General features: G+C 73.7%; 18 protein-coding genes. 9 read left to right on the forward strand and 9 right to left on the reverse strand.

Translation table 11 applies throughout. The annotated features are described in order from the left end of the window. Positions 1-121 precede the first annotated feature (121 nt). The 6 genes from ACFV6E_RS26825 to ACFV6E_RS26850 all read left to right on the forward strand — a co-directional run bounded on the left by ACFV6E_RS26825 (position 122) and on the right by ACFV6E_RS26850 (position 10,606). A complete protein-coding gene (locus ACFV6E_RS26825; RefSeq protein WP_385465118.1) occupies positions 122-3,601 on the forward strand; it encodes an SCO5717 family growth-regulating ATPase in 3,480 nt (1,159 codons plus the stop codon). Positions 3,602-3,938: 337 nt separating this feature from the next. Beyond that, positions 3,939-5,804 (forward strand): ABC transporter substrate-binding protein, encoded by a 1,866-nt coding sequence (locus tag ACFV6E_RS26830; protein ID WP_385166320.1) that lies wholly within the window; start codon positions 3,939-3,941, stop codon positions 5,802-5,804. A gap of 107 nt (positions 5,805-5,911) precedes the next feature. Continuing rightward, entirely contained in the window at positions 5,912-6,979 is a 1,068-nt protein-coding gene (locus ACFV6E_RS26835; protein WP_385166322.1) for an ABC transporter permease, read from the forward strand. Beyond that, entirely contained in the window at positions 6,976-8,028 is a 1,053-nt protein-coding gene (locus ACFV6E_RS26840) for an ABC transporter permease (protein WP_385166323.1), read from the forward strand. The genes ACFV6E_RS26835 and ACFV6E_RS26840 overlap by 4 nt, the downstream gene beginning before the upstream one ends. Next, the gene (locus ACFV6E_RS26845) at positions 8,025-9,068 is read left to right on the forward strand and encodes an ABC transporter ATP-binding protein (RefSeq protein WP_385166325.1); all 1,044 of its coding nucleotides are present in this window, start codon (positions 8,025-8,027) and stop codon (positions 9,066-9,068) included. The genes ACFV6E_RS26840 and ACFV6E_RS26845 overlap by 4 nt, the downstream gene beginning before the upstream one ends. Positions 9,069-9,634: 566 nt before the next feature. Further along, positions 9,635-10,606: an ABC transporter ATP-binding protein gene (locus tag ACFV6E_RS26850; RefSeq protein ID WP_385166335.1), complete on the forward strand. Its 972-nt coding sequence runs from the start codon at positions 9,635-9,637 to the stop codon at positions 10,604-10,606. A 59-nt stretch (positions 10,607-10,665) separates the two neighbouring features. Here ACFV6E_RS26850 and ACFV6E_RS26855 read toward each other — a convergent pair whose 3' ends face one another. From ACFV6E_RS26855 to rimP, 9 genes are all read right to left on the reverse strand, one after another. Next, positions 10,666-11,619 carry a bifunctional riboflavin kinase/FAD synthetase gene (locus tag ACFV6E_RS26855; protein WP_385177260.1) on the reverse strand — a complete coding sequence of 318 codons (954 nt, stop codon included), beginning with the start codon at positions 11,617-11,619 and terminating at the stop codon, positions 10,666-10,668. A 354-nt stretch (positions 11,620-11,973) separates the two neighbouring features. Continuing rightward, positions 11,974-16,173 carry a trypsin-like peptidase domain-containing protein gene (locus tag ACFV6E_RS26860; RefSeq protein WP_385465121.1) on the reverse strand — a complete coding sequence of 1,400 codons (4,200 nt, stop codon included), beginning with the start codon at positions 16,171-16,173 and terminating at the stop codon, positions 11,974-11,976. Between the two features lie 335 nt (positions 16,174-16,508). Then, positions 16,509-17,414, reverse strand: coding sequence for a tRNA pseudouridine(55) synthase TruB (gene truB / locus ACFV6E_RS26865; protein WP_385177257.1), 906 nt, complete (start codon positions 17,412-17,414; stop codon positions 16,509-16,511). Further along, positions 17,411-17,860: a 30S ribosome-binding factor RbfA gene (gene rbfA, locus ACFV6E_RS26870; RefSeq protein WP_385177256.1), complete on the reverse strand. Its 450-nt coding sequence runs from the start codon at positions 17,858-17,860 to the stop codon at positions 17,411-17,413. The genes truB and rbfA overlap by 4 nt, the downstream gene beginning before the upstream one ends. A gap of 57 nt (positions 17,861-17,917) precedes the next feature. Then, positions 17,918-18,214 carry a DUF503 domain-containing protein gene (locus ACFV6E_RS26875; protein WP_385177254.1) on the reverse strand — a complete coding sequence of 99 codons (297 nt, stop codon included), beginning with the start codon at positions 18,212-18,214 and terminating at the stop codon, positions 17,918-17,920. Positions 18,215-18,578: 364 nt separating this feature from the next. Beyond that, positions 18,579-21,671 carry a translation initiation factor IF-2 gene (gene infB, locus ACFV6E_RS26880; protein WP_385176436.1) on the reverse strand — a complete coding sequence of 1,031 codons (3,093 nt, stop codon included), beginning with the start codon at positions 21,669-21,671 and terminating at the stop codon, positions 18,579-18,581. A gap of 144 nt (positions 21,672-21,815) precedes the next feature. Then, positions 21,816-22,109: a YlxR family protein gene (locus ACFV6E_RS26885; protein WP_385176433.1), complete on the reverse strand. Its 294-nt coding sequence runs from the start codon at positions 22,107-22,109 to the stop codon at positions 21,816-21,818. A gap of 140 nt (positions 22,110-22,249) precedes the next feature. Beyond that, a complete protein-coding gene (nusA, locus tag ACFV6E_RS26890; protein ID WP_385176430.1) occupies positions 22,250-23,245 on the reverse strand; it encodes a transcription termination factor NusA in 996 nt (331 codons plus the stop codon). 2 nt (positions 23,246-23,247) lie between these two features. Next, positions 23,248-23,769 carry a ribosome maturation factor RimP gene (gene rimP / locus ACFV6E_RS26895; protein WP_385465124.1) on the reverse strand — a complete coding sequence of 174 codons (522 nt, stop codon included), beginning with the start codon at positions 23,767-23,769 and terminating at the stop codon, positions 23,248-23,250. 246 nt (positions 23,770-24,015) lie between these two features. Between rimP and ACFV6E_RS26900 the strand changes: the two genes are divergently transcribed. From ACFV6E_RS26900 to ACFV6E_RS26910, 3 genes are all read left to right on the forward strand, one after another. After that, complete coding sequence (locus tag ACFV6E_RS26900) at positions 24,016-24,555, forward strand: hypothetical protein (RefSeq protein ID WP_385465127.1); 540 nt, start codon at positions 24,016-24,018, stop codon at positions 24,553-24,555. After that, on the forward strand, positions 24,552-25,040 hold the full coding sequence (locus ACFV6E_RS26905) for a ferritin-like domain-containing protein (protein WP_385176422.1): 489 nt from the start codon (positions 24,552-24,554) through the stop codon (positions 25,038-25,040). Before ACFV6E_RS26900 ends, ACFV6E_RS26905 begins: the two co-directional genes overlap by 4 nt. A 73-nt stretch (positions 25,041-25,113) precedes the next feature. Further along, positions 25,114-26,019, forward strand: coding sequence for an aminoglycoside phosphotransferase family protein (locus ACFV6E_RS26910; RefSeq protein ID WP_385465129.1), 906 nt, complete (start codon positions 25,114-25,116; stop codon positions 26,017-26,019). The last annotated feature ends 61 nt before the right edge of the window (positions 26,020-26,080 follow it).

Genomic DNA, 26,080 nt, shown 5'->3' on the forward strand with positions numbered 1-26,080 from the left:
GGTTCCCGTCGGCGGGCCGTCGGCGCCCAGGGGGACAGCCGGGCGGACTCGGACGACTCAGGACGACAACAGCGGTCGCCCCAGCACGGCATGAGGGTGCTCGACCACACCAGGAGGAACTGTGAACAGCGATCGGGACGGGATCCGCGGGGGCTGGGCCACACCCGGCGATGACCAGTCCGACGCGGAGTCCGCCATCGAGACGACGGGCGAGTTCACCATCGACTACGCGCCGCCCGCCTGGTACACGCAGAACGCGTCGGGCAGTCCGGCGGAGCCGTCACCGGCTCCGGACCCGTACGCCCCTCCGGCGCCACCGGCCGCGCCTTCGGCTCCGGCCGCCCCTTCGGCTCCTTCCGTCCCGTCGGCGCCGTCGGTTCCGTCGGCGGGTTCCCTGGCGGTGCCTCCGCCGCCGGTCGGTGGTCCGGCCGGGCCGCCGCCCCCGCCCGCCCAGGGTTACGCGCAGACGCCCGCGCCGCCTGCGCCGCCCGCCCCGCCCGCGCAGGGTGGCTACGACCAGCCCGGCGGGGGCTACCCGCAGCAGTCGGGCTGGACGCCGCCGCCCCCGCCGCCCGCCGCCGGCCCGAACGCCGCGAGCAGCGGCGGTTCCGCGAGCGGCGACGCCCCGGGGAACGGTGATCTGGAGAGCGGCGCGACCATGCGCTTCTCCTCCGCCTCGCTGAAGCGCGAGATCGCGGAGCTGGCCGAGGCGGCGTCGGCGTCGGCAGCCGCGTGGCAGCCCGCCGGCGTGCCCGCGGCCGCACCGGCCGACGAGCCGCCCGCCGTGCCCGCCGACCCTCCGGCCGCGCCCTCCGCGAAGCCGGCGTCCGCCGCGACGGACGCCGGGGAGCCGGCGCGGAGCGAGGCGTCCAGCACCTCGACCGGCACCTCGACCGGCGGATCGATCGGCACCTCGACCGGCGGTACGTCGAGCGAGGGCACCGCTGGTGAGGCGGGCGACGGCCGTGACGTCGCCGCGCCGTCGGTGACCGACGCGAGCACCGGCGCCGCCGACGCCACCCGTGTCGCCGATGCCACCGGTGACGCCGATGCCGCCGAGCCGGAGGGCACGGACGGTCCGGACGGTCCGGCCGACGGTGACCGTGACCCCGCCGCCGCAGACCTCGCGGACGCGCGGGACGAAGCCGCCCCGGCCGACCGGGACCCGTCCGACGCCGAGAGGGCCACGTCCGAGGGCAGAGAACCGCGGAACGAAGAACCGCAGGACGAGGCATCGCAGGACCAGGACAAGGCACCTCAGGACGACGCTCCCGCCCGGGACGAGTCCCAGCCCGAAGCCGCGCCGCAGTCCCAGCCCGAGACCGCGCCGGAGTCGCAGTCCGAGGCCGAGCCGGAGCCGCGGACCGGCCCGCGCTCCACCGACCCGCGCGCCACCACCCCGGCGGCCGACGTGCAGGACACCCCGGCCGCCACCGAGGACGACGAAGCCCGCCGGGCCGACGACGTACACGCCACCGCCGACGTACACGACACCGCCGACGTACAGGACGCCGTGCCGGACTCGACCGCCGGGGACTCGACCACCGGTGCCCCCGGCCTCCCCGACGCCCTCGTTCCCCCGCCCGCCTGGGCGCCCCCGCCGCCCGTGCCGCAGGGCGGGCTGCCGCCGCTGCCGCCCGCGTACCAGCCGGCCGCGCCCGCCGCCGCCGCGCAGTGGCCCCCGACGGGCGCCGCCGCACCGGACACCTCCGGCACCCCTGGTACGCCCGGCCCGGCCACCCCGGACGTCCCCGCGAACCCGGCACAGCCCGCGCCCCCGCAGGCCCCGCTGCCCCCGCAGACGTCCGTCCCTCCGCAGACGTCCTTCCAGCTCCAGCCGCCCGTGCTGCCCGAGGCCCAGCAGCCCGCGCAGCCCACCCCGCCCGCGCCGCCCGCCTGGGACACCACCCCTCCGGCACCTCCCGCGCCGCAGGCACCCCAGGCGACACCCCCCGCCGGTTACGGCTTCCCGCAGCCCCCGGCTCCCCAGCCCCCGGCCCCGCAGGCCCCCGGCCTCCCCGAGCAGCAGGCTGGTTACGGGTTCCCGCAGCCGGGCGCTCCGGTCCCGCCGCAGGGCGGCTACGGCTTCCCCCCGCCCGAATCCCAGCCGCAGCCCCCCGCTCCGGCGGCCGGCGCCCAGCCCCCGACCCCCGCCCCGACCGCCGCTTACGGTTTCCCCCACTCGGCGCCGGCCGGCCAGCCGCCGATGATGCACGGGCAGCCCCCGGCGCCCGCCCCCGCCCCCGCCGCGGACCCCCGTGCCGGTGCGGCCTGGCCGCAGCCCATTCAGCACGACCAGCGGCAGCCGACCAACCCCGGTGCCGCGCCGCTCGGTTACACCGCCGCGGTGGAGCTGTCCTCCGACCGGCTGCTCAACAACAAGAAGCAGAAGGCGAAGAGCGGCCGTCCGGGTGCGGCCGGCGCGCGGTTCAAGCTCGGCGGCAAGAAGGAGGAGGCGGAGCGGCAGCGGAAGCTGGAGCTGATCCGCACCCCGGTGCTGTCCTGCTACCGCATCGCGGTGATCAGCCTCAAGGGCGGCGTGGGCAAGACGACCACGACGACGGCGCTCGGTTCGACGCTCGCCAGTGAGCGGCAGGACAAGATCCTCGCGATCGACGCCAACCCGGACGCCGGTACGCTCGGGCGCCGGGTCCGCCGCGAGACCGGGGCCACGATCCGCGACCTCGTGCAGGCGATCCCGTACCTGAACTCGTACATGGACATCCGGCGGTTCACGTCGCAGGCGCCCTCCGGGCTGGAGATCATCGCCAACGATGTCGACCCGGCCGTGTCGACGACGTTCAACGACGAGGACTACCGGCGGGCGATCGACGTCCTCGGCAAGCAGTACCCGATCATCCTCACCGACTCGGGCACCGGCCTCCTCTACAGCGCCATGCGCGGTGTGCTCGACCTCGCCGACCAGCTCATCATCATCTCCACGCCGTCCGTGGACGGGGCGAGCAGCGCGTCCACGACGCTGGACTGGCTGTCCGCGCACGGGTACGCGGACCTCGTCTCGCGGTCGATCACCGTCATCTCCGGGGTGCGCGAGACCGGCAAGATGATCAAGGTGGAGGACATCGTCCAGCACTTCGAGACCCGTTGCCGCGGTGTCGTCGTGGTGCCGTTCGACGAGCATCTCGCCGCCGGTGCCGAGGTCGACCTCGACATGATGCGGCCGAAGGTGCGGGAGGCGTACTTCAACCTGTCCGCGATGGTGGCCGAGGACTTCGCGCGCCACCAGCAGTCGCACGGTCTGTGGACGTCCGACGGCAACCCGCCGCCGGTGGCCGCGCCGCCGCTGCCGGGACAGCAGGTCCCGCCGCAGCCGCTGCCGGGCCAGCCCGTCCCCGGACAGCCCGCGCCCGGACAGCAGCCCTATCCCCCGCAGCAGCCCGGCCAGCCGGTTCCCGGTCAGCCCGCTCCGGGTCAGCCCGCTCCGGGTCAGGCGCCGCCGCCCCCGGGCCCCGGCCAGCCGTACCCGCACCAGCCCGGCCAGCCGCCCTATCCCCCGCAGCCGGGACAGAATTACGCCCCGCCCGGCTACCCGCAGCACCCGGAGCAGACGCCGCCTCCGCCGCCACCCCCGCAGCAGTAGTCCGACCGTCCCCAGGGCCCGCACCGTGCACCACGGTGCGGGCCCTTCGCGCGTCCGGAACGCACGTCGTACACCCTCTGGTCAATCCCCGCGTACGCATGGACGATACGAACCGTCAGGCCCCCACCAGCAGCGCTTCACCGGTCTGGACCAATGAGCGAGAAATCCCCATCAATTCGTTATTTCCGCAGGCCACATGGGGTTCAGGTGCCGTTGACGCGCGGAGACCGCCGCTGATAGACACACACTTCAACCCGCTGGCGTCACCCCGTTCAACCCTGATCAAACAGTTCGAGAAGCCATCTCCGTGCGAGCGATGACGCGAGGTCACCGACCCATGAACACACCAGATCAGCAGAACAGAAAGCGCCCCCGCCGACCGCACCGGCTGCCCCGGCTCGTCGCTCTGGCCGGCACTGCCGCGCTCACCCTCACGGCCGGTTACGCCACCCCGCTCACCCCCGCACCGCAGCAGGCCCGGGCCGCCGACGGCGAGGGCAAGAAGGTCCTCACCGTGGCGGTGGCGCAGAGCGTCGACTCACTGAGCCCGTTCCTGGCGACACGGCTGGTCAGTACGAGCATCCACCGGCTGATGTACGAGTACCTGACCAATTACGACACCAAGGACGACCACGCGATCCCGGGTCTGGCCACCAAGTGGACACCCTCCGCGGACAAGCTCACCTGGACCTACACGATCCGCACGGACTCCAAGTGGTCGGACGGCGAGCAGGCCACCGCCGAGGACGCGGCGTGGACCTTCAACAAGATGATGACCGACGAGGGCGCCGCCACCGCCAACGGCAGCTTCGTCACGAACTTCAGGAAGGTCACCGCGCCCAGCCCCACCAAGCTGGTCATCGAGCTGAAGAAGCCGCAGGCCACGATGGCCGCGCTCGATGTGCCGATCGTGCCGAAGCACGTGTGGGAGAAGGTCGGCGACTTCTCGAAGTTCAACAACGACAAGACCTTCCCGATCGTCGGCAACGGTCCGTTCGTGCTGACGGACTACAAGCCCGACAGCTACGTGCGGCTGAAGCCCAACAAGGGCTTCTGGCGCGGTACCCCCAAGTTCGACGAGCTGGTCTTCAAGTACTACAAGGACAACGACGCCGCCGTCGCCGCGCTCCAGAAGGGTGAGGTCTCCTTCACCTTCAACCTGACGCCCGCGCAGGCCGCCGCGCTCAAGAACCAGCCGGACATCAAGGTCAACAACGCGCCGGGCCGCCGCTTCTACGCCATCGCCGTCAACCCGGGCGCCAAGGCGAAGAACGGCGAGACCTTCGGCAACGGCGACAAGTCGCTCCAGAACCAGAAGGTGCGCCAGGCCCTCTTCAAGGCGGTCGACCGCAAGGCCCTCGTCGACAAGGTCTACCAGGGCTACGCCGTGGAGGGCGCGGGCTACATCCCGCCGCGCTTCTCGACGTACGCATGGCAGCCCTCGGACAGCCAGAAACTCTCGTACGACACCGCCGAGGCGGCCAGGCTCCTCGACGAGGCGGGCTACAAGAAGAATGCGGACGGCAAGCGCGTCGGCAAGGACGGCAAGCCGCTGAACTACCGGATGCTGTGCCACGCCACCGATCCGAACGACAAGGCGGTCGGCAAGTACCTCAAGGAGTGGTGGGGCGAGCTGGGCATCGGGCTCACGCTCGACTGCCTGGACAACGTGACCGACCCCTGGCTCGCCGGCGAGTACGACCTCGCCTTCGACGGCTGGTCCGCCAACCCCGACCCCGACTTCCTGCTGTCGATCCAGACCTGCGGCGCGCTCCCGGCGACCCCGAAGGACACCGGCGCGACCGACAACTTCATCTGCGACAAGCGGTTCGACGACCTCTACACGAAGCAGCTCGCCGAATACGACCCCGCCAAGCGGGCGGACATCGTCAAGCAGATGGAGTCGCGGCTGTACGACACCGGGTACATGAACGTCATGGCGTACCCGAACGCGGTCGAGGCGTACCGCACCGACCAGATCAAGTCGATCACCACCATGCCGGAGGCCGCGGGCAACATCTACGGGCAGGACGGCTACTGGAGCTGGTGGTCGGCCGTGCCGGCCGCCTCCGACGGTGACTCCTCCGGCGGTTCGGGTTCGGCCGGTGTCGTCATCGGCATCGTGGCGGGCGTCGTCGTGCTCGCGGGCGCGGGAGCCTTCTTCGCGCTGCGCCGCCGCTCGACCGCCGAGGACCGCGAGTAGCGCACACAGTGCGACCAGCGCGAACGGCGCACGCGGAACGCCGTCGCCGCGTACCGCCGTGTACCGCGAGCGGCGCACGCACACTCCGTCGAACGGATGAGTAGTTCATGACCGCTGAGGCAACACCCTCGCTGGTCGAGGAGACCGGCGGTCCGGCCGATGCCGGGCCGTCGGCCCGCGGACCACGGGCGCGCACCAGAACCGCGTATCTGCGGTACGTGGCGGGCAAGCTGGGCGGCGCGGCCGTCTCGCTGCTCGCCGTCCTCGTCACCAGCTTCTTCCTCTTCCGGCTGATCCCGGGCGACCCGGTGAAGTACATGACCGGCGGCCGTCAGGTGTCGGCGGAACAACTCGCCGTCTACCGCAAGGAGTTCGGGCTCGATTTGCCGATGTGGCAGCAGTTCACGGACTACTGCGGCAAGGCGCTGACCGGCGATCTCGGCACGTCGTACCAGTTCCGGGCGCCCGTCATCGACAAGATCACCGAGGCGCTGCCGCACACGCTGCTGCTGACCGGCACGGCCTTCGTCCTCTACACCGCGCTCGGCATAGTCCTCGGCACCCGCTCCGCCTGGCGCAATGGCCGGCTCGGCGACCGGCTCAACACCGGTCTTGCGCTGACCCTGTACTCGATCCCGTCGTTCTGGCTCGGACTGCTGCTGATCATCGTCTTCTCGGTGGGCATGGGCCCGATCCCGGGGCTCTTCCCGACCGGCGGCATGGAGTCGGGCGGCGAGGAGGGCTTCGCCTACGTGCTCGACGTCGCCCACCATCTGATCCTGCCGGTGATCACCCTGGTCGCGGTCGAGTACGGGCAGACGCTGCTCGTGACGCGCTCGGCGCTGCTCGACGAGATGGGCAGCGACTATCTGACCACCGCCCGCGCCAAGGGCCTGCGCGACGATCTCGTACGCCGCCGGCACGCGGTGCCCAACGCGCTGCTGCCGACCGTCACGCTGATCTTCGTCAACCTCGGGCGGACGGTCGCGGGCGTGATCCTGGTCGAGACGGTGTTCTCCTGGCCGGGCCTCGGCGGGCTGTTCTACCAGGCGCTGAGCGTGCCCGATCTGCCCCTCGTACAGGGGCTGTTCTTCATCTTCGCGTCGGCGGTGATCGTGATGAACACGCTGGCCGATCTGATCTATCCGCTGCTCGACCCCCGGGTGGGCCGATGACCACGATCGAGCCCGACGGGGCGAAAGCGACCGAGAACACCGAGAACACCGACAGCACTGGCAGCAGCGGCAGCACCGGCGGCAAGGTGTCCGGGCAGGGCGGACCTGCGCCTGTGCCCGCGCCCGCTTCTGCCCCCGCGCCCGCGCTCGCGCCTGCGAAGAGCCCCCGTGCCCTGGCCTGGCAGCGCCGCCGCCACTCCGCCGCCCGCTTCTGGAAGCAGTACCGCTCGCACCACGCCGGTGTCTTCGGCCTGGCCGCGCTGGTCCTCTTCGCGCTCGTCGCGCTGACCGCGCCGCTGACCGTCGGCGCCGACGTGCAGAACGTGACCGACGCGCCGGGCGGCCCGATGGAGAGCCCGAGCGGTCGATTCCCGCTCGGCACCGACCAGTTCGGGCGCGATCTGCTGGGCCTGTTGGTGTGGGGCTCCCGCGTCTCGCTCCTCGTCGGCCTGCTGGCCGCCGTCCTGTCCGTGGCGATCGGGGCGCTCATCGGCATCACGGCGGGGCATTTCCGCGGCTGGTACGCCACGGTGATCATGCGCATCACTGACTGGTTCCTGGTGATGCCGACGCTGGTGCTCGCCATCGCGCTCGCCACCGTCATGTCCCGCTCGCTGAGCACGATCATCCTGGCGATCGGCGTCACCACCTGGCCGACGACCGCGCGGCTGGTGCGCGCGCAGACCCTCGCGGTGGAGTCCCGGCCGTACATCGAGCGCGCCAAGGCGCTCGGCGGCGGGCACTGGCACATCATGTCCCGGCACGTCCTGCCCAACGTGATGCCGCTGGTGCTCGCGCAGACGACGCTCATCATCTCCTCGGCGATCCTCGCCGAGGCGACGCTCGCCTTCCTCGGCCTCGGCGACGCCACGATCGTGTCGTGGGGCGGGCTGCTCCAGGACGCGCGGGAGGCGGGCGCGGTCAGCGCGGGCGACTGGTGGTACCTGGTGCCGCCGGGTGTCGCGATCGCCGTCGTCGCGCTCGCGTTCACGCTCTGCGGCCGCGCCGTGGAATCCGTCCTCAACCCCAGGCTGGGGGTGGCCAAATGAACCTGCTCGACGTCCGTGACCTGCGGGTCACCTACGCCGGCGGGGCGGCCGCCGTGCGCGGGGTGGACCTCACCCTGGAGGCCGGCCAGAAGCTCGGCATCGCCGGGGAGTCCGGCTGCGGCAAGTCCACGCTGGCGCTCGCGCTGCTGCGGCTGCTGCCCGCCGGGACCCGCGTCAGCGGGGAGATCCTGCTCCAGGGCGAGGACGTGCTGACGATGAAGTGGGGGCGGGTGCGCGCGGTGCGCTGGGCGGGCGCCTCGATCGTCTTCCAGGGCGCGATGCACTCGCTCAACGCGGTGCACCGCATCGGCGACCAGATCGCCGAGCCGATCCTGCTGCACCGGAAGGCGACCGCGGCGGGCGCGAAGCGCAGGACCGGCGAGCTCCTCGAACACGTCGGACTGCCCGCCGCCCGCGCGGACGCCTACCCGCACGAACTCTCCGGCGGCCAGCGCCAGCGCGTGATGATCGCCATGGCGCTCGCCTGCGACCCGAGCCTGATCATCGCGGACGAGCCGACCACCGCCCTCGACGTGATGATCCAGGCGCAGATCCTCCGCCTCCTCGAAGAGCTGGTCACCGAGCAGGAACTCGGCCTGATCATGATCAGCCACGACCTCGCGGTGCTCGCCGACACCTGCGACCGGCTCGCGGTGATGTACGCGGGCCGCGTGGTCGAGGAGGGCCCGGCCCAGCAGGTGTACGAGGACGCCCGCCACCCTTACGGGCGGGCGCTGTCGGCCGCGTTCCCGCGGATCGGCGACGCGGCGTCCCGGTTCGCGCCGCGCGGTCTGCCGGGCGACCCGCCGGACCCGGCCGACCTGCCGGGCGGCTGCACCTTCCACCCGCGCTGCCCGGTCGCCCTCGACTCCTGCGCCACCGAGGACCCGGCCCCGCGCGAGGCGGGCCCGGCCCGCTGGGCGGCGTGCGTACACGTGGGCACGGGCACGGGCACGGGCACGGGCACGGGCACGGGCACCGACCGTCCGGCCGCGGAGCGCCCGGCCCCGGCGACGGACGACGCGAGGAGCACCGCATGACGACCTCACCTGACGCGTCCGGCCCGACCGGCGGGCCCGGCACGCCCGGCACGCTCGGCGAGCCCGGCGCGCCCGACGCATCCGGCGCGCCCGACGCGCCCGACGAGCCCGACGCGCCCGACGCAAAGAGCGAGCCCGGCGCAGCCGACGCAAGCGGCGCCACCGACGAGCCCGGCGCAACCAACGCAAGCGACGCTCCCGGCGCGAGCGGCGCAACCGGCGAGCCCGACGCAGTCGGCACGCCCTCCGCAGCCGACGCAGTCGGCACACCCGGTGCAAGCAGCACGCCCGACGTGCCCGGCGCAGCCACCGCAAGCGGCGCCACCGGCGAGCCCGGCGCAACCAGCAAGCCCGCACCCGAGCCCGCCGAGCCCGACGCACCCGACGAGCCCGGCGCAACCAACGCAAGCGACGCTCCCGGCGCAAGCGGCGCAACCAGCAAGCCCGCACCCGAGCCCGAGCCCGCGCCCGCACCCGAGCCCGCCGCGCCCAACGAGCCCACCGCACCCACCGCCCCCAACACAAGCCCCGCCCCCAACGCCGAGCCCGCCCCCGCGGCCGCACCTCTGCTCAGCGCCCAGGGCCTGCGCATCGCGTTCCCCGGGCGGCACGGCGCGGCCGTCGCGCGGGCGGTCGACGGGGTCGACCTGGACATCAGGCCCGGCGAGATCGTCGCGCTGGTCGGCGAGTCCGGCTGCGGCAAGACGACCCTGGCCCGCTCCCTGCTGGGCCTCGTACCGCCGACCGGCGGCCGTGTCACCTTTGACGGCAAGCCCCTCGACTACGCCTCCCGCGCCCTGAAGGCGTACCGCAAGCGTGTCCAACTGGTCCTTCAGGATCCCAGCGGCTCGCTCAACCCCCGGCACACCGTGTACGACGCGGTGGCGGAGGGGCTGCGCATCCACGGGTACGGGGGCGACGAGCGGACGGCGGTCGCCGAGGCGCTGTCCCGGGCCGGGCTGCGGCCCCCGGAGCGGTTCTTCCTGCGCTATCCGCACGAGCTGTCCGGCGGTCAGCGGCAGCGCGTGGTGATCGCGGGCGCGCTGGTCCTCGAACCCGAACTCATCGTCGCCGACGAGCCGGTGGCGTCCCTGGACGCCTCGGTACGAGGCGAGATCCTGGCGCTGCTGCTGCGGCTGCGCGCCGAACTCGGCCTGTCCGCCCTGGTGGTGACGCACGACCTGGGGCTCGCCTGGAACATCGCCGACCGGGTCGCGGTGATGTACCTCGGCCGGATCGTGGAGACCGGCGAGGTCGAGCAGGTCCTCACCGCGCCGCGCCACCCGTACACCCAGGCGCTGTTGTCGGTGCTCCCGGAGGCCCCGGGCGATCCGGTCGTGCTGACCGGCGAGCCGCCCGACCCGTCCCGGATCCCGTCCGGCTGCCGCTTCCACGCCCGCTGCCAGATCCTGGCGAGCGGCGAGGCGGCCGGTGCCGGGGTCGCGGACGCGTGCCGCACCCGGGACCTGGAGGTGCTGTCCGGGGGCGGCGAGGCCCAGGTGGCCTGCCACTGGGCGAGGGCGCGCGAGAGTCGGTGACCCCGTGGGTGGAGGGGGCCGACGGCCCCCTCCACCCACGGTCCGTCACTGCTTCGCTCTCACTTCTCCGCGTGCCCCTCGACCAGTTCCCGCGAGCGCTTCACGTCGTCCGCCATCGCCTCGAGCAGCGCTTCGAGGGTGTCGAACTTCGCCTGGCCGCGGACGAAGGCGAGGAAGTCGACGGCGACGTGCAGCCCGTACAGGTCGAGTCCGACACGGTCGATGGCGTACGCCTCGACGGTCCGCTCGGTCCCCTCGAACTGCGGGTTCGTGCCCACGGAGATCGCGGCGGGCATCGCCTCGCCCTGGGCGTGCAGCCAGCCGGCGTAGACGCCGTCGGCCGGGATGGCGGTGTGCGGGAGGGTCTCCACGTTGGCCGTCGGGAAGCCCAGTTCGCGGCCGCGCTGGGCGCCGCGCACGACGATGCCCTCGACGCGGTGCGGACGGCCGAGGATCTCGCGGGCGCCGGCCACGTCGCCCTCGGCGACAAGGCGCCGGGTCAGGGTGGAGGAGAACGGCTCGCCGCCCCCGGCCTCCCCGGTCACGAACAGGTCCACGACCTCGACCTCGAAGTCGTACGTCTCGCCCTGCTCGCGCAGGAAGTCGACGTTGCCCGCGGCCCTGTGGCCGAAGCGGAAGTTCGGGCCCTCGACGACGGCCTTCGCGTGCAACTTGTCGACCAGCACCTTCACGACGAAGTCGGCGGGCGACAGCTTCGAGAACTCGGTGGTGAAGGGCAGGATCAGCAGGGCGTCCACACCCAGCTCGGCCACCAGCTCCGCACGGCGGTGGTGCGGGGCGAGCAGCGGCGGATGGCTGCCGGGCCGCACGACCTCGCTCGGGTGCGGGTCGAAGGTGACGACGACGGAGGGCACGCCCAGCTCGCGGGCGCGGGCCACGGCATGCCTGATGATGAGCTGGTGCCCGCGGTGCACGCCGTCGTAGGAGCCGATGGTGACGACGCTGCGTCCCCAGTCCTCGGGGATGTCCTCCAAGCCACGCCAGCGCTGCACTGTGACTGCTCCTTGTCGCAAACTCGTCGAACCGGTGTCCCATGGTTGCTTTTAACGCTGGTCTAAGGGTGCCATGCCGGGTGCGCTCGGCTCGCATCGGCATGGGGGCTGTGACGGGGCGCACGCCGCGGCAGGGACCGCTCGCCGCACCGCCCGGCGGTTTCTGCCGGGGACGGGGTCGCCATCCGGCTCCGGCGGTTTCTGCCGGGGATGGGGCCGCCATCCGGATCCGGCGGTTTCTGCCGGGGACGGGGGCCGCCACCCGGATCCGGCGGTTTCTGCCGGGGACGGGGGCCGCCACCCGGATCCGGCGGTTTCTGCCGGGGACGGGGGCCGCCACCCGCATCCGGCGGTTCATGCGGGGACCCGTACGCCAGCGAGGCTGCCGATGACCCGGTGGGCGCTCGGGCCGACCACGGCCGACCACTCGCGCGGGGCGCTGGTCAGCCAGCCCGCGACCGCCGGGGCGAAGCCCGGGACCCGGCGGGCGAGATCGACCAGGCAGCGGTCGAAGCGGGTGGCGCCGGCCGGCGTGCGGACCAGCAGCAGCCCGACCCGGCGCACCAGCTCTCCGGCGTGCCGGCCCCCGTCGTCCGCCGTACCGCCCACCGCGCCGTCCCACCCCGCGCCACCCGGCTCCGTACCGTCCGACTCGATGCTGGCCGACTCGATGCTGTCCGGCTGGGCGTCGGAGCCTCCCGTTCTCGCCACCTCGGCGGCGACCCCGCGCACGACGGCCTCCAGGACCGCCGGGTCGCGTTCGTGGGCGAGCAGCAGCTCCAGCAACTCGCCGCGCAGCGGCTGCGACCGCGGACCACCGCGCACGGCGAGCACACCGGCGAGCGCCTGCCGCAGCGGCGGCGGCCCGCCGTCCAGCAGCCCGGTCACCAGCGACAGCAGTACGGCACGGGCGGCACTCCCCCGGTCCAGGCACCGGTCGACGTACGCGGCCACGGGCGTCGCGGCCGCGGGCCGGTGCCCGACGGCCTGCCGCAGCAGGGTGGCGACGCGCGGCGCGAGTACGGGAGTGGTGGCGTCGGCGAGGGCGTCCAGAGTGCCGTCCACGTCCTGGCCCGGCCGCTCGAGACGGGTGCGGAAGGCGTCGAGGACCGGCTCGGGATGGCTGTCGAGCGCGGCGACGAGCGCACTGGCGGGCACGTGCGGATCCCCGGCGCAGAAGCGCTCCAGCGCCTGCGGCAGGTGACGTGCCCGGGTCTGCGGTTCGCGGACGAGCAGCGCGAGCGCCGCGCCGTGCGGGGCGTCGTGGCCGGGGCGGCCGAGCACGGTGAGGGCCGCGTAGCGCAGCAGCAACCGGTCGGCCTCGGTCCGCACCCGGGGCGCCACACGCAGTCCGTACGCCATCGCCGCCGTCTGCCGCGCGGGCCGTGCGTCGTGCGCCCACCGGTCGACGGCACGGCAGACGGCCGACGGCTCCTCCTCCGCGAGTACGGCGAGCAGCTCGTCCCCGCGGGGGTGCGCGCGGTCGGCGAGCGCCTCCGTCAGCTCGTCGAGCGCCTGTCCCCGGTGCGCGTACAGCAGCGCCTGCGCCGCCGTCGCCACGGTCGCGTCAGGGGTGGCGGGCAGCGGACGCTCGTCGTCGAACCACCCGGTGAGAAGCGGCTGCACGCCTTCCGGCCGGGCGACGAGCATCCGCGCGACGGCGTCCAGATAACGCCCGCCGAACCCGCTGCCCGCTCCCTCGGCGCTACCGCCCCCGGCACATTCACCCGCCTCGTCAGGCGCGCCGTCCGCCACCACGAGGACCCGCAGCAGGTCGAGCCGGTCGGTCTCCGACAGCGCCAGCGCTTCCCAGAAGCGCGGGGCGAACTCCGCCGGTACGTCCGCGCCCCGGGCCCGCCAGTCGGTGATCCGCTCGGCGAGCAGCCGCAGCACCCCGGTGTACGCGGTGGCGTCCGGCAGGCGCGGCAGGACCTCGGCGAGCAGCCGTGCGGCCCACCAGGCGGCGTCGCGCGACCGGCCGGCCGCCCCCGTCCCGAGGTCGTCCAGCGCCTCGGTCAACTCCCCCAGGCACGGGGCGAGTCCGGCGGCACCGCGCTGCCGGTCGAGAAGCAGCAGGGCCTGGACGACGGGGCCGGTCCGGTGCCGCGGGACGGGGAGCCCGCGCCGGGACGGCTCCCCGCCGCCCCGCCGCACGGCCCGCCCACGGCGCCGCCGTACGGAGCCGGCTCCCGCACCCGCGGAGCCGGCACCCGCTCCCGGCCGGAACGGCGGCGGACCGGCGTCCACCGCCTCCGCCGGGAGTTCCCGGTCCCGGTGGACGAGGCCGTACAGGGCGGCGTCCAGGTCGAGGTGCGTGCCCTGGATCCAGTCGGCGAACTCCTCGTGGGCGAAGCGGTATCCGTGCCCCGCCGGGACCAGCAGACCCTCCGTGAGCACGGCGGAGGCCCAGCCGTGGACGGAGCCGAGCCGGCCGTCCCGCGGAGTGCCCCAGGGGAAGACGGACTCGAAGGCCTCCCGGTCCAGCTCGCCGTGCCCGGGCCCGAGGCAGCGCCGCGCGGCCTCGTGCACCTGGCCGCAGACCCGCGCGGCCAGCCGCCGTACGGCCGTGCCGCGCAGCCCGTTCGCCGCCGCGAGCCGGACCGCGATCCGCAGGCACATCAGGTCCAGGTGGGCCGCGAAGACCTCGTCACGGCCCGCCCGTCCCACCGGCACCCCGGGCGCCGTGCCGGGCAGCGCCGCCCGGACGTCGGCGAGCAGGCGCAGGGTCAGCGGGTGCCGGGCGTCGGCGTCCGGCAGATCACCGCCGGGAATGCCGTAGTGCTCCCGGACCCGCCGCGCCGCCTCCTCGTCCAGATCACCGACCCACACACAGGCGGGCAGCCCGGAAGGGAATCCGGAAGGGAATCCGGGAGAAAGTCCGGAAGGGAGCCCGGGAGAAAGTCCGGAAGGGAGCCCGGGAGAAAGTCCGGAAAGGAGTCCGGAGGACTGCCCGACCGGCCCCGACCCGGCCGATCCCTCCCCCGCATCCCCCGCATCCCCCGCATCCCCCGCGTCCCCCGCGTCCCCCGCGCCTTCGCCGTGCAGCAGCCCCCGCGGAAAGTACGCCCCCGCCTGTTCCCAGTACTCCGCGCGGCAGGACACGACGAGCCGGGCGCCGTTCGCGCGCAGCCACGCGGCCGTGCCCTCGCTCCACTCGGCCAGATGATGCGCGAGCACGGGCGGCATCTCCTCGGGTCCGTCGAGGAGGAGCAGCAGGGGGCGCCCGGCGGCGCGGGCGAGCCGGGCCACCCGTTCGGGACCGATGTCGCCCAGTTCGCCTCCGTAGCCGCACGGTGGCAGCAGGTCGGCCGCGGCGTACTCCCCCGGCCGGTCCCCGTACTCCCCCGACCGGTCCCCGCCCTGGCCCGGCCGCCCGTTCGCGGAGGCGGCCACGATCCGGCCCGCCCGCTCCAGCGCCCGCGCCGCCGCGTCGCCCACCGAGCCGTCCGTCGCGAGGAGGTCGGCGCCGCGCAGCCACAGGGTGGGCGCCGGTTCCGGCCCGGCGGCCCGCCGTGCGGCGCAGGCCGCAAGCTCCGTCGTACGGCCGCTGCCGGGCGGCCCGACGAGCCCCAGCACCACCGCGTCCCCGGTCTCGAAGGCCGTCAGTTCACGGATCACCCCGGGACGTGCCGCCACCGGAGAACAGGCACCGAAGCGCACGCTCCCGAAGCCGCTCCGGCACCTCCCCGGACCTTCCCCTTCGCCCTCCCCCTCTCCTCCCGTGGACAGGAACGGGCCGGGCACAGTAGGCGCCACGAAGCTCGCACCGGATCCCCCACCGGATACCGGTCCCCCTGCCACCGGCCCTTCCGATCCCACGGACAGGGCGGTGAGCTCGAGCACGCCCGCGGGATTGAGATCGGCTCCGTACGCGGGCACCGTGGCCGCGTTGCGTGCCAGCAGTTCGGCGAGCGGGCCGTCGGCGGAGGCGCGCAGCGGCACAGCCAGCCCCGGCGACCGCCGCTCCGCGTGCAGCGCCGTGCCGAGCACCCCGATGACCGCACCGGTGGACGGGTCGACCACCGGTCCCCCGGCCGCTCCGCCGCCCAGCCGCAGCGCGTCCGCCCCGGCCGTGCCGATGGCCAGCTCCAGGGCTCCGTCGACGACGTGGAAGCGGTCCGTCGCCGCGTACGTCACCGTCGTGGTCTCCAGAACCCGCGCCTCGCGCCAGCCGCCCGCGGCGATCCGTACGTAGGCGCCGGTGCCGACGCGGTCCCGGACGGTGACAGGCAGCGGGACGAGCGCGAGATCCGGGGCTTGTAGGAGGGCGAGACCGGCCTCGGGCAGGGCGGTGACGGCGTCCGCGCGGACCACGCAGGCCCGGCCGTCGGCGGTGTGCAGGACGAGGCGGGCCAGGCCGTCGACCGTCTCGTGGGCGGTGACGACGGTGCCGTGGTGGTCGGCGGCGAACCCGGTGCCGCGCGGGCGTCCCGCCAGGTCGCGGACCTGCACCAGGGACGCGTCACGTGCGGCCTCACGGTCGGCTTCACGTGCGGCCTCCCGCCCGCCGTCCGGCCCCTGCCGGCCCGCGGTCCGCGGCCCCCGTCCCGCCATGGTCGAACCTCCGCCGCCGTACGCCTCGTTCCGTTCCCGACGGTAGGGACACGATGATCAGCGGGACAGATCGCGTGGTGAACGCGCCCCCTTCCGCTCCCCCGGTTCACTCCGAGCGCCTGCCCGAAGGGGTGAATGAACCAGGACGGATGGATACACCCTTGGATGGGGGAACCGAGGGGGGACCGTGGAGCGGCGACCAGGACCATCCCCGTGATCGCCGCTCCACGGGCACTCGCCTCGTCGCCGCTCGACGGGCACTCGCCGGAGCCGACGGGTACGCGGCGGGCGCGCACCGCACACCGCGCACCGCGCACCGCGCACCGCGCACCGGCTCAGCCGAAGACGGCCAGGCTCTTCGCCTTCCCCTTCTGCTCCTCCACCAGCGCCAGGAAGCGCCCCGAGGGATCGAAGACGGCCACGGCGCCCGCGCCCGCGTACTCCTCGGGCATCTCGAGCCGTACGCCGTTCAGCAGCAGCCGGCCGCGCTTGTCGTCCACGTCCCAGCGGGGGAACGCGGCGGTCGCGGCCTCGGCGACGGGCATCACGGTCAGCTCCTCCTGGAGCTGGTCCAGGGTCTTCGCCGTGTCCAGCCGGTACGGCCCGACGCGGGTGCGGCGCAGCGCGGTGAGATGGCCGCCGACGCCCAGGTCGGCGCCGAGGTCACGGGCGAGCGCCCGGATGTAGGTGCCCGAGGAGCAGACCACCGAGACGACGAGGTCGAGCACGGGGGTGCCGTCCTCGGCGACGGCGTCCCGGACGTCGTAGACCGTGAAGGACGAGACGGTCACCGGGCGGGCCGGGATGTCGAAGTCCTCGCCCTCGCGGGCCCGCTTGTACGAGCGCACGCCGTTGATCTTGATGGCGCTGACCTTGGACGGCACCTGCATGATGTCGCCGGTGAGCTTGGCGACGGCGGCGTCGATCGCGTCCCGGGTGACACCGGAGGCGTCGGCCGAGGACGTGAGTTCGCCCTCGGCGTCGTCCGTCAGCGTGTTCTGGCCGAGCCGGACGGTGCCGAGGTACTCCTTCTCGGTCAGGGCGAGGTGGCCGAGGAGCTTGGTCGCCCGTTCGACGCCGAGGACGAGGACGCCCGTGGCCATGGGGTCGAGCGTGCCGGCGTGTCCGACGCGGCGGGTCTTCGCGATCCCGCGCATCTTGGCGACCACGTCGTGCGAAGTGAAGCCCGACGGCTTGTCTACGACGACAAGCCCGTCGGGCGTCCTGTGGTTCTGCGTCATTCCGCGGCGTCGTCCTCGTCGTCCTCGCCCGGCTTGCGGTACGGGTCCGCCTCACCGGCGAACTTCGCACCGGCGGAGGACTCGCGGACCTTGGCGTCCGAGGCACGCGCCCGGTCGAGCAGGTCCTCGATGTTCTTGGCGGTGTCCGGCAGGGCGTCCGCGACGAAGGTCAGGGTCGGGGTGAACTTCACGCCCGCCGCCGCGCCGACCGCCGAGCGGAGCACGCCCTTGGCGCTCTCCAGGCCCGCGGCGGCCGCCGCGCGCTCCTCGTCGTCCCCGTACACCGTGTAGAAGACGGTCGCCTCCCGCAGGTCTCCGGTGACCCGGGTGTCCGTGATGGTCACATGCGAACCGAGCCGCGGGTCCTTGATCCCGCGCTGGAGCTTCTGGGCCACCACCTCTCGGATGAGGTCCGCCAGCCTTTTCGCCCGCGCGTTGTCGGCCACTGGTCCGTCTCCCTCTTTCTTGCTGTTCTGTGTACGGCCGGTCGTGCCGCCGTACGCTCAATCGTCGTCTTCGCCGTGGAACCGCCGCCGCACGGACAGCAGCTCCACCTCCGGGCGAGCGGCGACGAGCCGTTCGCACCGGTCCAGGACGTCGGTCAGGTGCCCGGCGTCCGCGGACACCACCGCCAGGCCGATACCGGCCCTGCGGTGGAGATCCATATGGTCGACCTCCGCCGCGCTCACCGCGTACTTCCGCTGGAGTTCGGCCACGATCGGGCGGACGACGGAGCGTTTCTCCTTCAGAGACCGTACGTCGCCGAGGAGGAGATCGAAGGACAGAGTCCCCACGTACATGTGTAACCGGATGTCCCGCCGGTACGGGGTAGACGGCCCGCCGTTCACCGGCAGGAACACCGGAACCGTACAACGAACCCGTCCCCCGCTCGACGGGATTTCGCCCCCTCCGCCCCTGCCCGTCCCGTACCCGGGGGCGCTGCCCCCGGACCCCCGCTCCTCAAACGCCGGAGGGGCTGGAATCTTCAGCCCGTCCGGCGATTGAGGACGAGGCCGTCCAGGCCGAACCGTACCTCTGGGGGCGGCAGCCCCCAGAGGTACGGGAGAGGGAAGGGGCGGAGGGGGCGAAAACCCCGGCGGGGGGCGGGCGGCGGGGAGAGATCCCGTCGGCCGGCCCCGCACCAGGTACAGCCAGCAGCACGCGCTACGCGCGCGGCTTCTCCCGCATCTCGTACGTCGCGATGACGTCGTCGATCTTGATGTCGTTGAAGTTCCCGAGGTTGATACCACCCTCGAAGCCTTCGCGGATCTCGGTGACGTCGTCCTTGAAGCGGCGCAGACCGGAGATGCTGAGGTTCTCCGCGATGACCTTGCCATCGCGCAGCAGGCGCGCCTTGGTGTTGCGCCTGACCTCGCCGGAGCGGATGAGCACACCCGCGATGTTGCCCAGCTTGGACGAGCGGAAGACCTCGCGGATCTCCGCCGTACCGAGCTCGACCTCTTCGTACTCCGGCTTGAGCATGCCCTTGAGGGCCGCCTCGATCTCCTCGATGGCCTGGTAGATCACCGAGTAGTACCGGACGTCGACGCCCTCGCGCTCCGCCATCTGCGCCGCGCGGCCCGCGGCGCGGACGTTGAAGCCGATGACGATGGCGTCGGAGCCGGTCGCCAGGTTGATGTCGGACTCGGTGACCGCACCCACACCGCGGTGCAGGACGCGGATGTCGACCTCGTCGCCGACGTCGAGCTGGAGCAGCGAGGACTCGAGGGCCTCCACCGAACCGGACGCGTCGCCCTTGATGATGAGGTTGAGTTCCTGCACCAGACCGGCCTTGAGCGCCTCGTCCAGGTTCTCCAGGGAGAACCGGACGCCGCGCCGGGCGAAGTTGGCGTTGCGCTCGCGGGCGGCACGCTTCTCGGCGATCTGACGGGCCGTACGGTCCTCGTCGACCACCAGGAAGTTGTCGCCGGCGCCCGGGACGTTGGTGAGACCGAGGACGAGGACCGGGGTCGAGGGACCCGCCTCCTCCACGTTCTCGCCCTTGTCGTCGAGCATCGCGCGGACGCGGCCGTAGGCGTCGCCGACCACCATCGTGTCGCCGACCCGCAGGGTTCCGCGCTGGACCAGGACGGTCGCGACGGCACCGCGGCCGCGGTCGAGGTGGGACTCGATCGCGATGCCCTGCGCGTCCTGCTCCGGGTTGGCCCGCAGGTCGAGCGAGGCGTCCGCGGTCAGTACCACGGCCTCGAGCAGCTGGTCGATGTTCAGACCCTGCTTGGCGGAGATGTCGACGAACATGGTGTCGCCGCCGTACTCCTCGGCCACCAGCCCGTACTCGGTCAGCTGACCGCGCACCTTGGTCGGGTCCGCGCCCTCGACGTCGATCTTGTTGACCGCGACCACGATCGGCACCTCGGCCGCCTTGGCGTGGTTCAGCGCCTCGATCGTCTGGGGCATCACACCGTCGTTGGCCGCCACCACGAGGATCGCGATGTCGGTCGACTTCGCACCACGGGCACGCATGGCGGTGAACGCCTCGTGACCCGGGGTGTCGATGAAGGTGATGCGGCGCTCTTCCTCGTTGACCTCGGTCGCCACCTGGTACGCACCGATGTGCTGGGTGATACCGCCGGCCTCGCCCGCGACGACGTTCGTCTTGCGGATGGTGTCGAGGAGTCGGGTCTTACCGTGGTCGACGTGACCCATGACGGTCACGACCGGCGGACGCGGCATGAGGAGTTCCTCGCCGCCCTCGTCCTCGCCGAACTCGATGTCGAAGGACTCGAGCAGCTCGCGGTCCTCCTCCTCCGGGCTGACGATCTCGATGACGTAGTTCATCTCGTCGGCGAGCAGCTGGAGGGTCTCGTCGGAGACGGACTGCGTGGCAGTGACCATCTCGCCGAGGTTCATCATCACGGCGACGAGCGACGCCGGGTTGGCGTTGATCTTCTCCGCGAAGTCGGTGAGGGACGCACCGCGCGACAGGCGGACGGTCTGTCCGTTGCCGCGGGGCAGCATCACGCCGCCGACCGACGGGGCCTGCATGGCCTCGTACTCCTGGCGCCTCTGCCGCTTCGACTTGCGGCCACGACGCGCGGGACCGCCGGGACGGCCGAAGGCGCCCTGCGTGCCACCACGGCCGCCGGGACCACCCGGACGTCCGCCGAAGCCGGGACGACCGCCACCGCCACCGGGACCGCCCGGACGGCCGGCGAAACCGCCGCCACCGCCACCGGGACCACCGGGACGACCGGCGAAACCGCCACCGCCACCGGGACGGCCGGCGAAACCGCCGCCGCCCGGACGACCGCCGCCGCCACCGGGACGACCGCCGCCACCGGGACCGCGGCCACCGGGGCCACCACCGGGACGCGGGCCCGCGGCGGGACGCTGCGGCATCATGCCGGGGTTCGGACGGTTGCCGCCGGGGCCGCCGCCGGGACGCGGGGCCTGCGGACGGGGCATGCCGCCCGGGGTCGGACGGGCGCCGCCCGGAGCCTGCGGACGGGGACCGCCCGCCGCGCCCTGGGGACGCGGACCGCCCTGACCGGCACCCTGCGGACGCGGGGCGCCCGGGGCACCGGGGCCGCCGGGACGCGGCGCGCCGCCCGGCCGGGGCGCCTGCGGGCGCGCCATGCCGGTGGAACCGCCGGAGGTGAAGGGGTTGTTGCCCGGACGGGGACCGGCCGGACGGCCGCCCGGACGGGGACCGCCCTGGCCGCCGGGGCGCGGGGCGCCCTGACGGTCGCCGCGCTCGCCACGGTCACCGCGCTCGCCGCGGTTCTGGCCGCCCTGCGCGGGACCCGGACGGGCACCGGGCTTCGGGGCACCGGGACGGGCACCCGGACGCGGACCCGGGCCGGCCGGAGCCGACGGGGCCGAGCCGGCCGGAGCCGACGGGGGCGCCTGGAACTCGGGCGCGGCCGGCGCCGGAGCCGCCGGGGCGGGCCGCGGCGCGGGCTTCGGACCCGGGGTGGGACGCGGGCCGGGAGTGGCCGGCGCGGCCGGAGCCGCGGGCTTCTCGGCCGCGGCCGGCTTGGGGGCCGGCGGGCGCGGCGCGGCCGGGCGGGCCTGCGCCGGAGAGGGAGCCGGACGGGCCGGCGAAGACTTGCGGGCGGCGGACTTGCCGCCGTTGCTGCCCGACTGGAATGCGTCGGTCAGCTTGCGGACAACGGGCGCCTCGATCGTCGAGGACGCCGAACGGACGAATTCACCGAGTTCCTGGAGCTTGGCCATGACGACCTTGCTCTCAACCCCGAACTCCTTGGCGAGTTCGTATACCCGGACCTTAGCCACTTCGCTCCTTTTAGGTCCGGGTTGCGTCCGGACCGTCGCTACTTCATGGGCGTACTCATCGCGTACTCATCGAGTGCTCATCGCAATCTCGACCTACTTCCGACTCGCGAGGTACCAGCCGCACGGGGTTCCGCGCGGCACGTCTTACGGTGTCGCCTGCTCGGCAACCGTCTCCTCGACCGCTTGGCGCAACGCCGTCGTGTCGAGCGGTCCCGGGACGCGCAGCGCCCGCGGGAACGCCCGGCGGCGGACCGCCAGGTCGAGACAGAACAGGGCGGGGTGCACATGGGCACCCCGGCCGGGCAGCGTACCGCGAGGATCGGGGACGCAGGCGTCCTCGATCGCCACGATGCGCAGCAGCTCGTTCTTGGCCGCTCGCTCCCGGCACCCCACACAGGTGCGCTCAGGGCAGGCGCGGGCACGCGTCCGGCCAGACACTCCTAAGTCTACCTCCCCGTGCCGACCTCACCCCTTTGGGGCAAGACTCGAACAGATGCTGCGCAGAAAACTGTCGTGATCCAAACGCCCGCGCGGCCGGGATTCATTCCCGGCCGCGGGACGCAAGGGGTACTTCCGGGTCAGTCCCGCTTCTCGTCGGGCTGCTCGGTGTCCGGGCGGATGTCGATGCGCCAGCCGGTCAGCCGGGCGGCGAGGCGGGCGTTCTGGCCCTCCTTGCCGATCGCCAGCGAGAGCTGGTAGTCGGGGACCGTGACCCGCGCGGAGCGGGCCCCGAGGTCGACGACCTCGACCTTGGAGACCCGGGCCGGGGACAGCGCGTTCGCCACCATCTCGGCCGGGTCGTCCGACCAGTCGACGATGTCGATCTTCTCGCCGTTCAGCTCGCCCATCACATTGCGCACCCGGCCGCCCATGGGGCCGATGCAGGCGCCCTTGGCGTTGAGCCCGGAGCGCGTGGAGCGGACCGCGATCTTCGTACGGTGCCCCGCCTCGCGGGCGATGGCGGCGATCTCGACGGAGCCGTCGGCGATCTCCGGGACCTCCAGGGCGAAGAGCTTCTTCACCAGGTTGGGATGCGTGCGCGACAGGGTCACGGACGGACCGCGCACACCCTTCGCCACCCGGACGACGTACGAGCGCAGGCGCATGCCGTGCTGGTACTGCTCGCCGGGTACCTGCTCCTGCACCGGCAGGATGGCCTCGAGCTTGCCGATGTCGACGAGGATGTTCTTCGGGTCGCGGCCCTGCTGGACGACGCCCGTGACGATGTCGCCCTCGCGCCCGGCGTACTCGCCGAGCGTGGCGTCGTCCTCGGCGTCGCGCAGCCGCTGGAGGATGACCTGCTTGGCGGTGGTCGCGGCGATCCGGCCGAACCCGGAGGGGGTGTCGTCGAACTCCCGCGCCTCCTGCCCCTCGTCGAGGTCCTCGGGGTCCTCCTTCGCCCACACGGTGACGTGGCCGCTGTCCCGGTCGAGCTCCACGCGCGCGTGGCGGCGGCTTCCCTCGGTGCGGTGGTAGGCGATGAGGAGGGCCGACTCGATCGCCTCGACCAGCAGGTCGAAGGAGATCTCCTTCTCCCGGACCAAGCCCCGCAGGGCACTCATGTCGATGTCCACGGCTACGCCTCCTCCTCGTTCTCGTTCTCTGCGTCGTCTGCGTTCTGGTTCTTGCGGTTGAACTCGACCTGGACGCGCGCCTTGGCGATGTCCCCGTAGGCGAGCCTTCTGGCGGTGGCCTTGCGGCCCTTCACGCCGGGCACCTCGAGGTCGAGTCCTTCGTCGTCGGCCGCGAGGATCCGGGCGACCAGCTCGCCGCCGTCGGCCCGCGGGTACGTGACCCCCCCGCCCACCGCGCCGGCGTAGTGGCGGTGCTCCTTGAGCTCGCGCTCGGCACCGGGGGTTCCGACCTCGAGGGTGTACTCGCCCTCGCCCATCGCGTCCGTCTCGTCGAGCTTCGCCGAGAGCGCGCGGCTCACATCGGCGACCTGGTCGAGGTCGGCACCCGTGTCCGAGTCGACGACGACCCGCAGCACACGCTTGCGTCCGACGGACTCCACCGCGATCTCTTCCAGATCGAGTCCCTGAGAGCCGACGAGCGGTTCCAGCAGTTCTCGCAGCCTCTCGCTCTGGGTGGTGCTCATCCGGGTGACTCCTCGGCCGCGTGTGCTGTTGTGGGTAGGTCGTGTGTCAGGTCAAAGGGTATCCGGTCCCGGAGGGTGTTGCGGTCCACCGCGACATGCCCGGGGCCCGCCCGCGGACGAGCCCGGACGAGCGAGGGGCGCTCACGATCATGGAGAGCCCCGCGCGAGGACCGGGCCGTGCGCGGGTACCGTGATCACGGGCGTGCCGCCCTCCCCTGTCGTACGAGCCTGCCGAGGACGTCTGCCGTGCCGTTGACCCTGCCGCCGCGCCCTTCGCCCGGACCGCGCCGAAGGACCCTGCTCGCCTCGGCCGCGGGTGCCCTGGCGCTCGCGGGCTGTTCCTCTCCCGACTCGTCCGGCGGCGAGAGTCCGTCGGCCGGCGACCGGGCACGCGCGCGTGCGGCGCGCGACAGCGAGACGCTCGCCGCGCGGTACGCCGCCGTGATCACCGCGCACCCGTCGCTGGCGCAGCGGCTGCGCCCGCTGCGCGCGGAGACCGTCCGCCACGCGAAGGCCCTGGCCGCGGGGGTACGCGTCTCGGCCTCCCCCTCCCCGTCCGGCTCCGCGACATCGCCCCCGGGCTCACCGAGCGCCTCCCCCAGCGCCTCCGCCGTGCCCGCGAGCGAGAAGGACGCCCTGTCGGAGCTGGCGACGGCCGAGCGGGCGCTGGCGGACCAGCGGGCGAAGACGCTGCTCGACGTACCCGGGGAACTGGCCAGGCTGCTGGCATCGGTGGCGGCCGCGGGCGCGGCCCACGCCTATCTGCTCACAAAGGACGGCGCATGACCACGTCGAAGGCATCGAGGACACCGAAGGCGTCGAAGGCCGAACTGCGCGCCCTCCAGGCCGCCCTGGGCGCGGAGCACGCCGCGGTGTACGGGTACGGCGTCGTCGGCGGCAGGATTGGCGAGGCACGGCGGGCGGAGGCCCGGTCCGCCTACACGGCACACCGGGCACGCCGCGACGAGCTGGAGCGTGCCGTACGCGACCTGGGCGCGGAGCCCGCCGCGGCGGCGGCCGCGTACGCGCTGCCCTTCCCCGTCTCCGACGCGGACGCGGCGGTACGGCTGGCCGCCGAGCTGGAGGACCGGGTGGCCGGGCTCTACGGCGATCTGGTGCGGGCCGCCGAGGGGACGCGGCGGCGCGATGCGGCCGACGCGCTGCGCGAGGCGGCGGTGCGGGCGGTGCGCTGGCGCGGCGAGAGCGTAGCCTTCCCTGGTCTCGCGGAGCGGGCGGCCGGCCCCTCCGCCTCGGCGACCTCACCGGCGTAACGCTTCCCGGACACGACCTGGGACACGATCGGGAACGCGACTGGGCCGCGGTCCGGAAGGGAACGACTCGCGCATGGCTTTCGAACCGCCGCAGCGCGTCGTGCGGGCGCTCGGCGAGACGCGGCAGGACGGCCCCGACGGGGCCGCCGCCTGGCTGGAGCGGCTGCCCGAGCTGGTCCGGCAGGCCACCGAAGCACGCGAGCTGACGGTCGAGCGGGTGCAGGCGCCGGGCGGGCGCAGCAGCCTGGTGCTGCTGGTCCGCCAGGCCGACGGCGCGCCCGCCGTACTGAAACTGGCACCCGGGCGGGCCCGTCCCGAACACGAGCGGGCGGCGCTCGCACAGTGGTCGGGTTTCGGCGCGGTCCAGCTCCTGAATCCCGGCGACACCCCGGACGTGCTGCTCCTGGAGCGGCTGCACCCGGAGATGTCGGTGCGCTCGCTGCCCGAGGCGAAGGCGCTGCTCGAAGCGGCCGGGACGCTGCGGCGGCTGTGGGTGGAACCGCCGGCGGGCCATGCCTTCGAGACCGTGGCTGAGCGCACCGGACGGCAGGCCGAGGCGATGCGGGCGGGCGCCGACGACGAGACGGCGCCACTGGTGGACGCGGCGCTCGCGGCCCGCGAGGACCTGCTCGCCGCCCCTCCCGAGACCCGGCTGCTGCACGGCACCTTCCGGCAGAGCAAGGTGCTCGCGGGCGAGCGGATGCCCTGGCTGGCGGTGGGTCCTGACCCTGTGGTCGGCGAGTGCGCCTTCGACCTGGCGCGGCTGGTCCGCGACCGCGTGGAGGACCTGATCGCCGCGCCCTCGGGACCGTCCACCACCCGCCGCCGGGTCAAACGCCTGGCCGAGTCCCTGGACCTGGACCAGGACCGCCTGCGCGGCTGGACCCTCTTCCGAGCGGTCGAATCGGGCGTACGGGCCCGCAAGGTGAGCCGCGACCAGGACGCGGAACTGCTGCTGGAATTCGCCGGCTGGCTGTAGGCATTTCAGCCGGTCCGGCGCTTGAGGACGAGGCCGTCCAGGCCGAAAGCGAGCGTCTAGG

Source organism: Streptomyces sp. NPDC059785 (assembly GCF_042732375.1).
Lineage (GTDB): Bacteria > Actinomycetota > Actinomycetes > Streptomycetales > Streptomycetaceae > Streptomyces.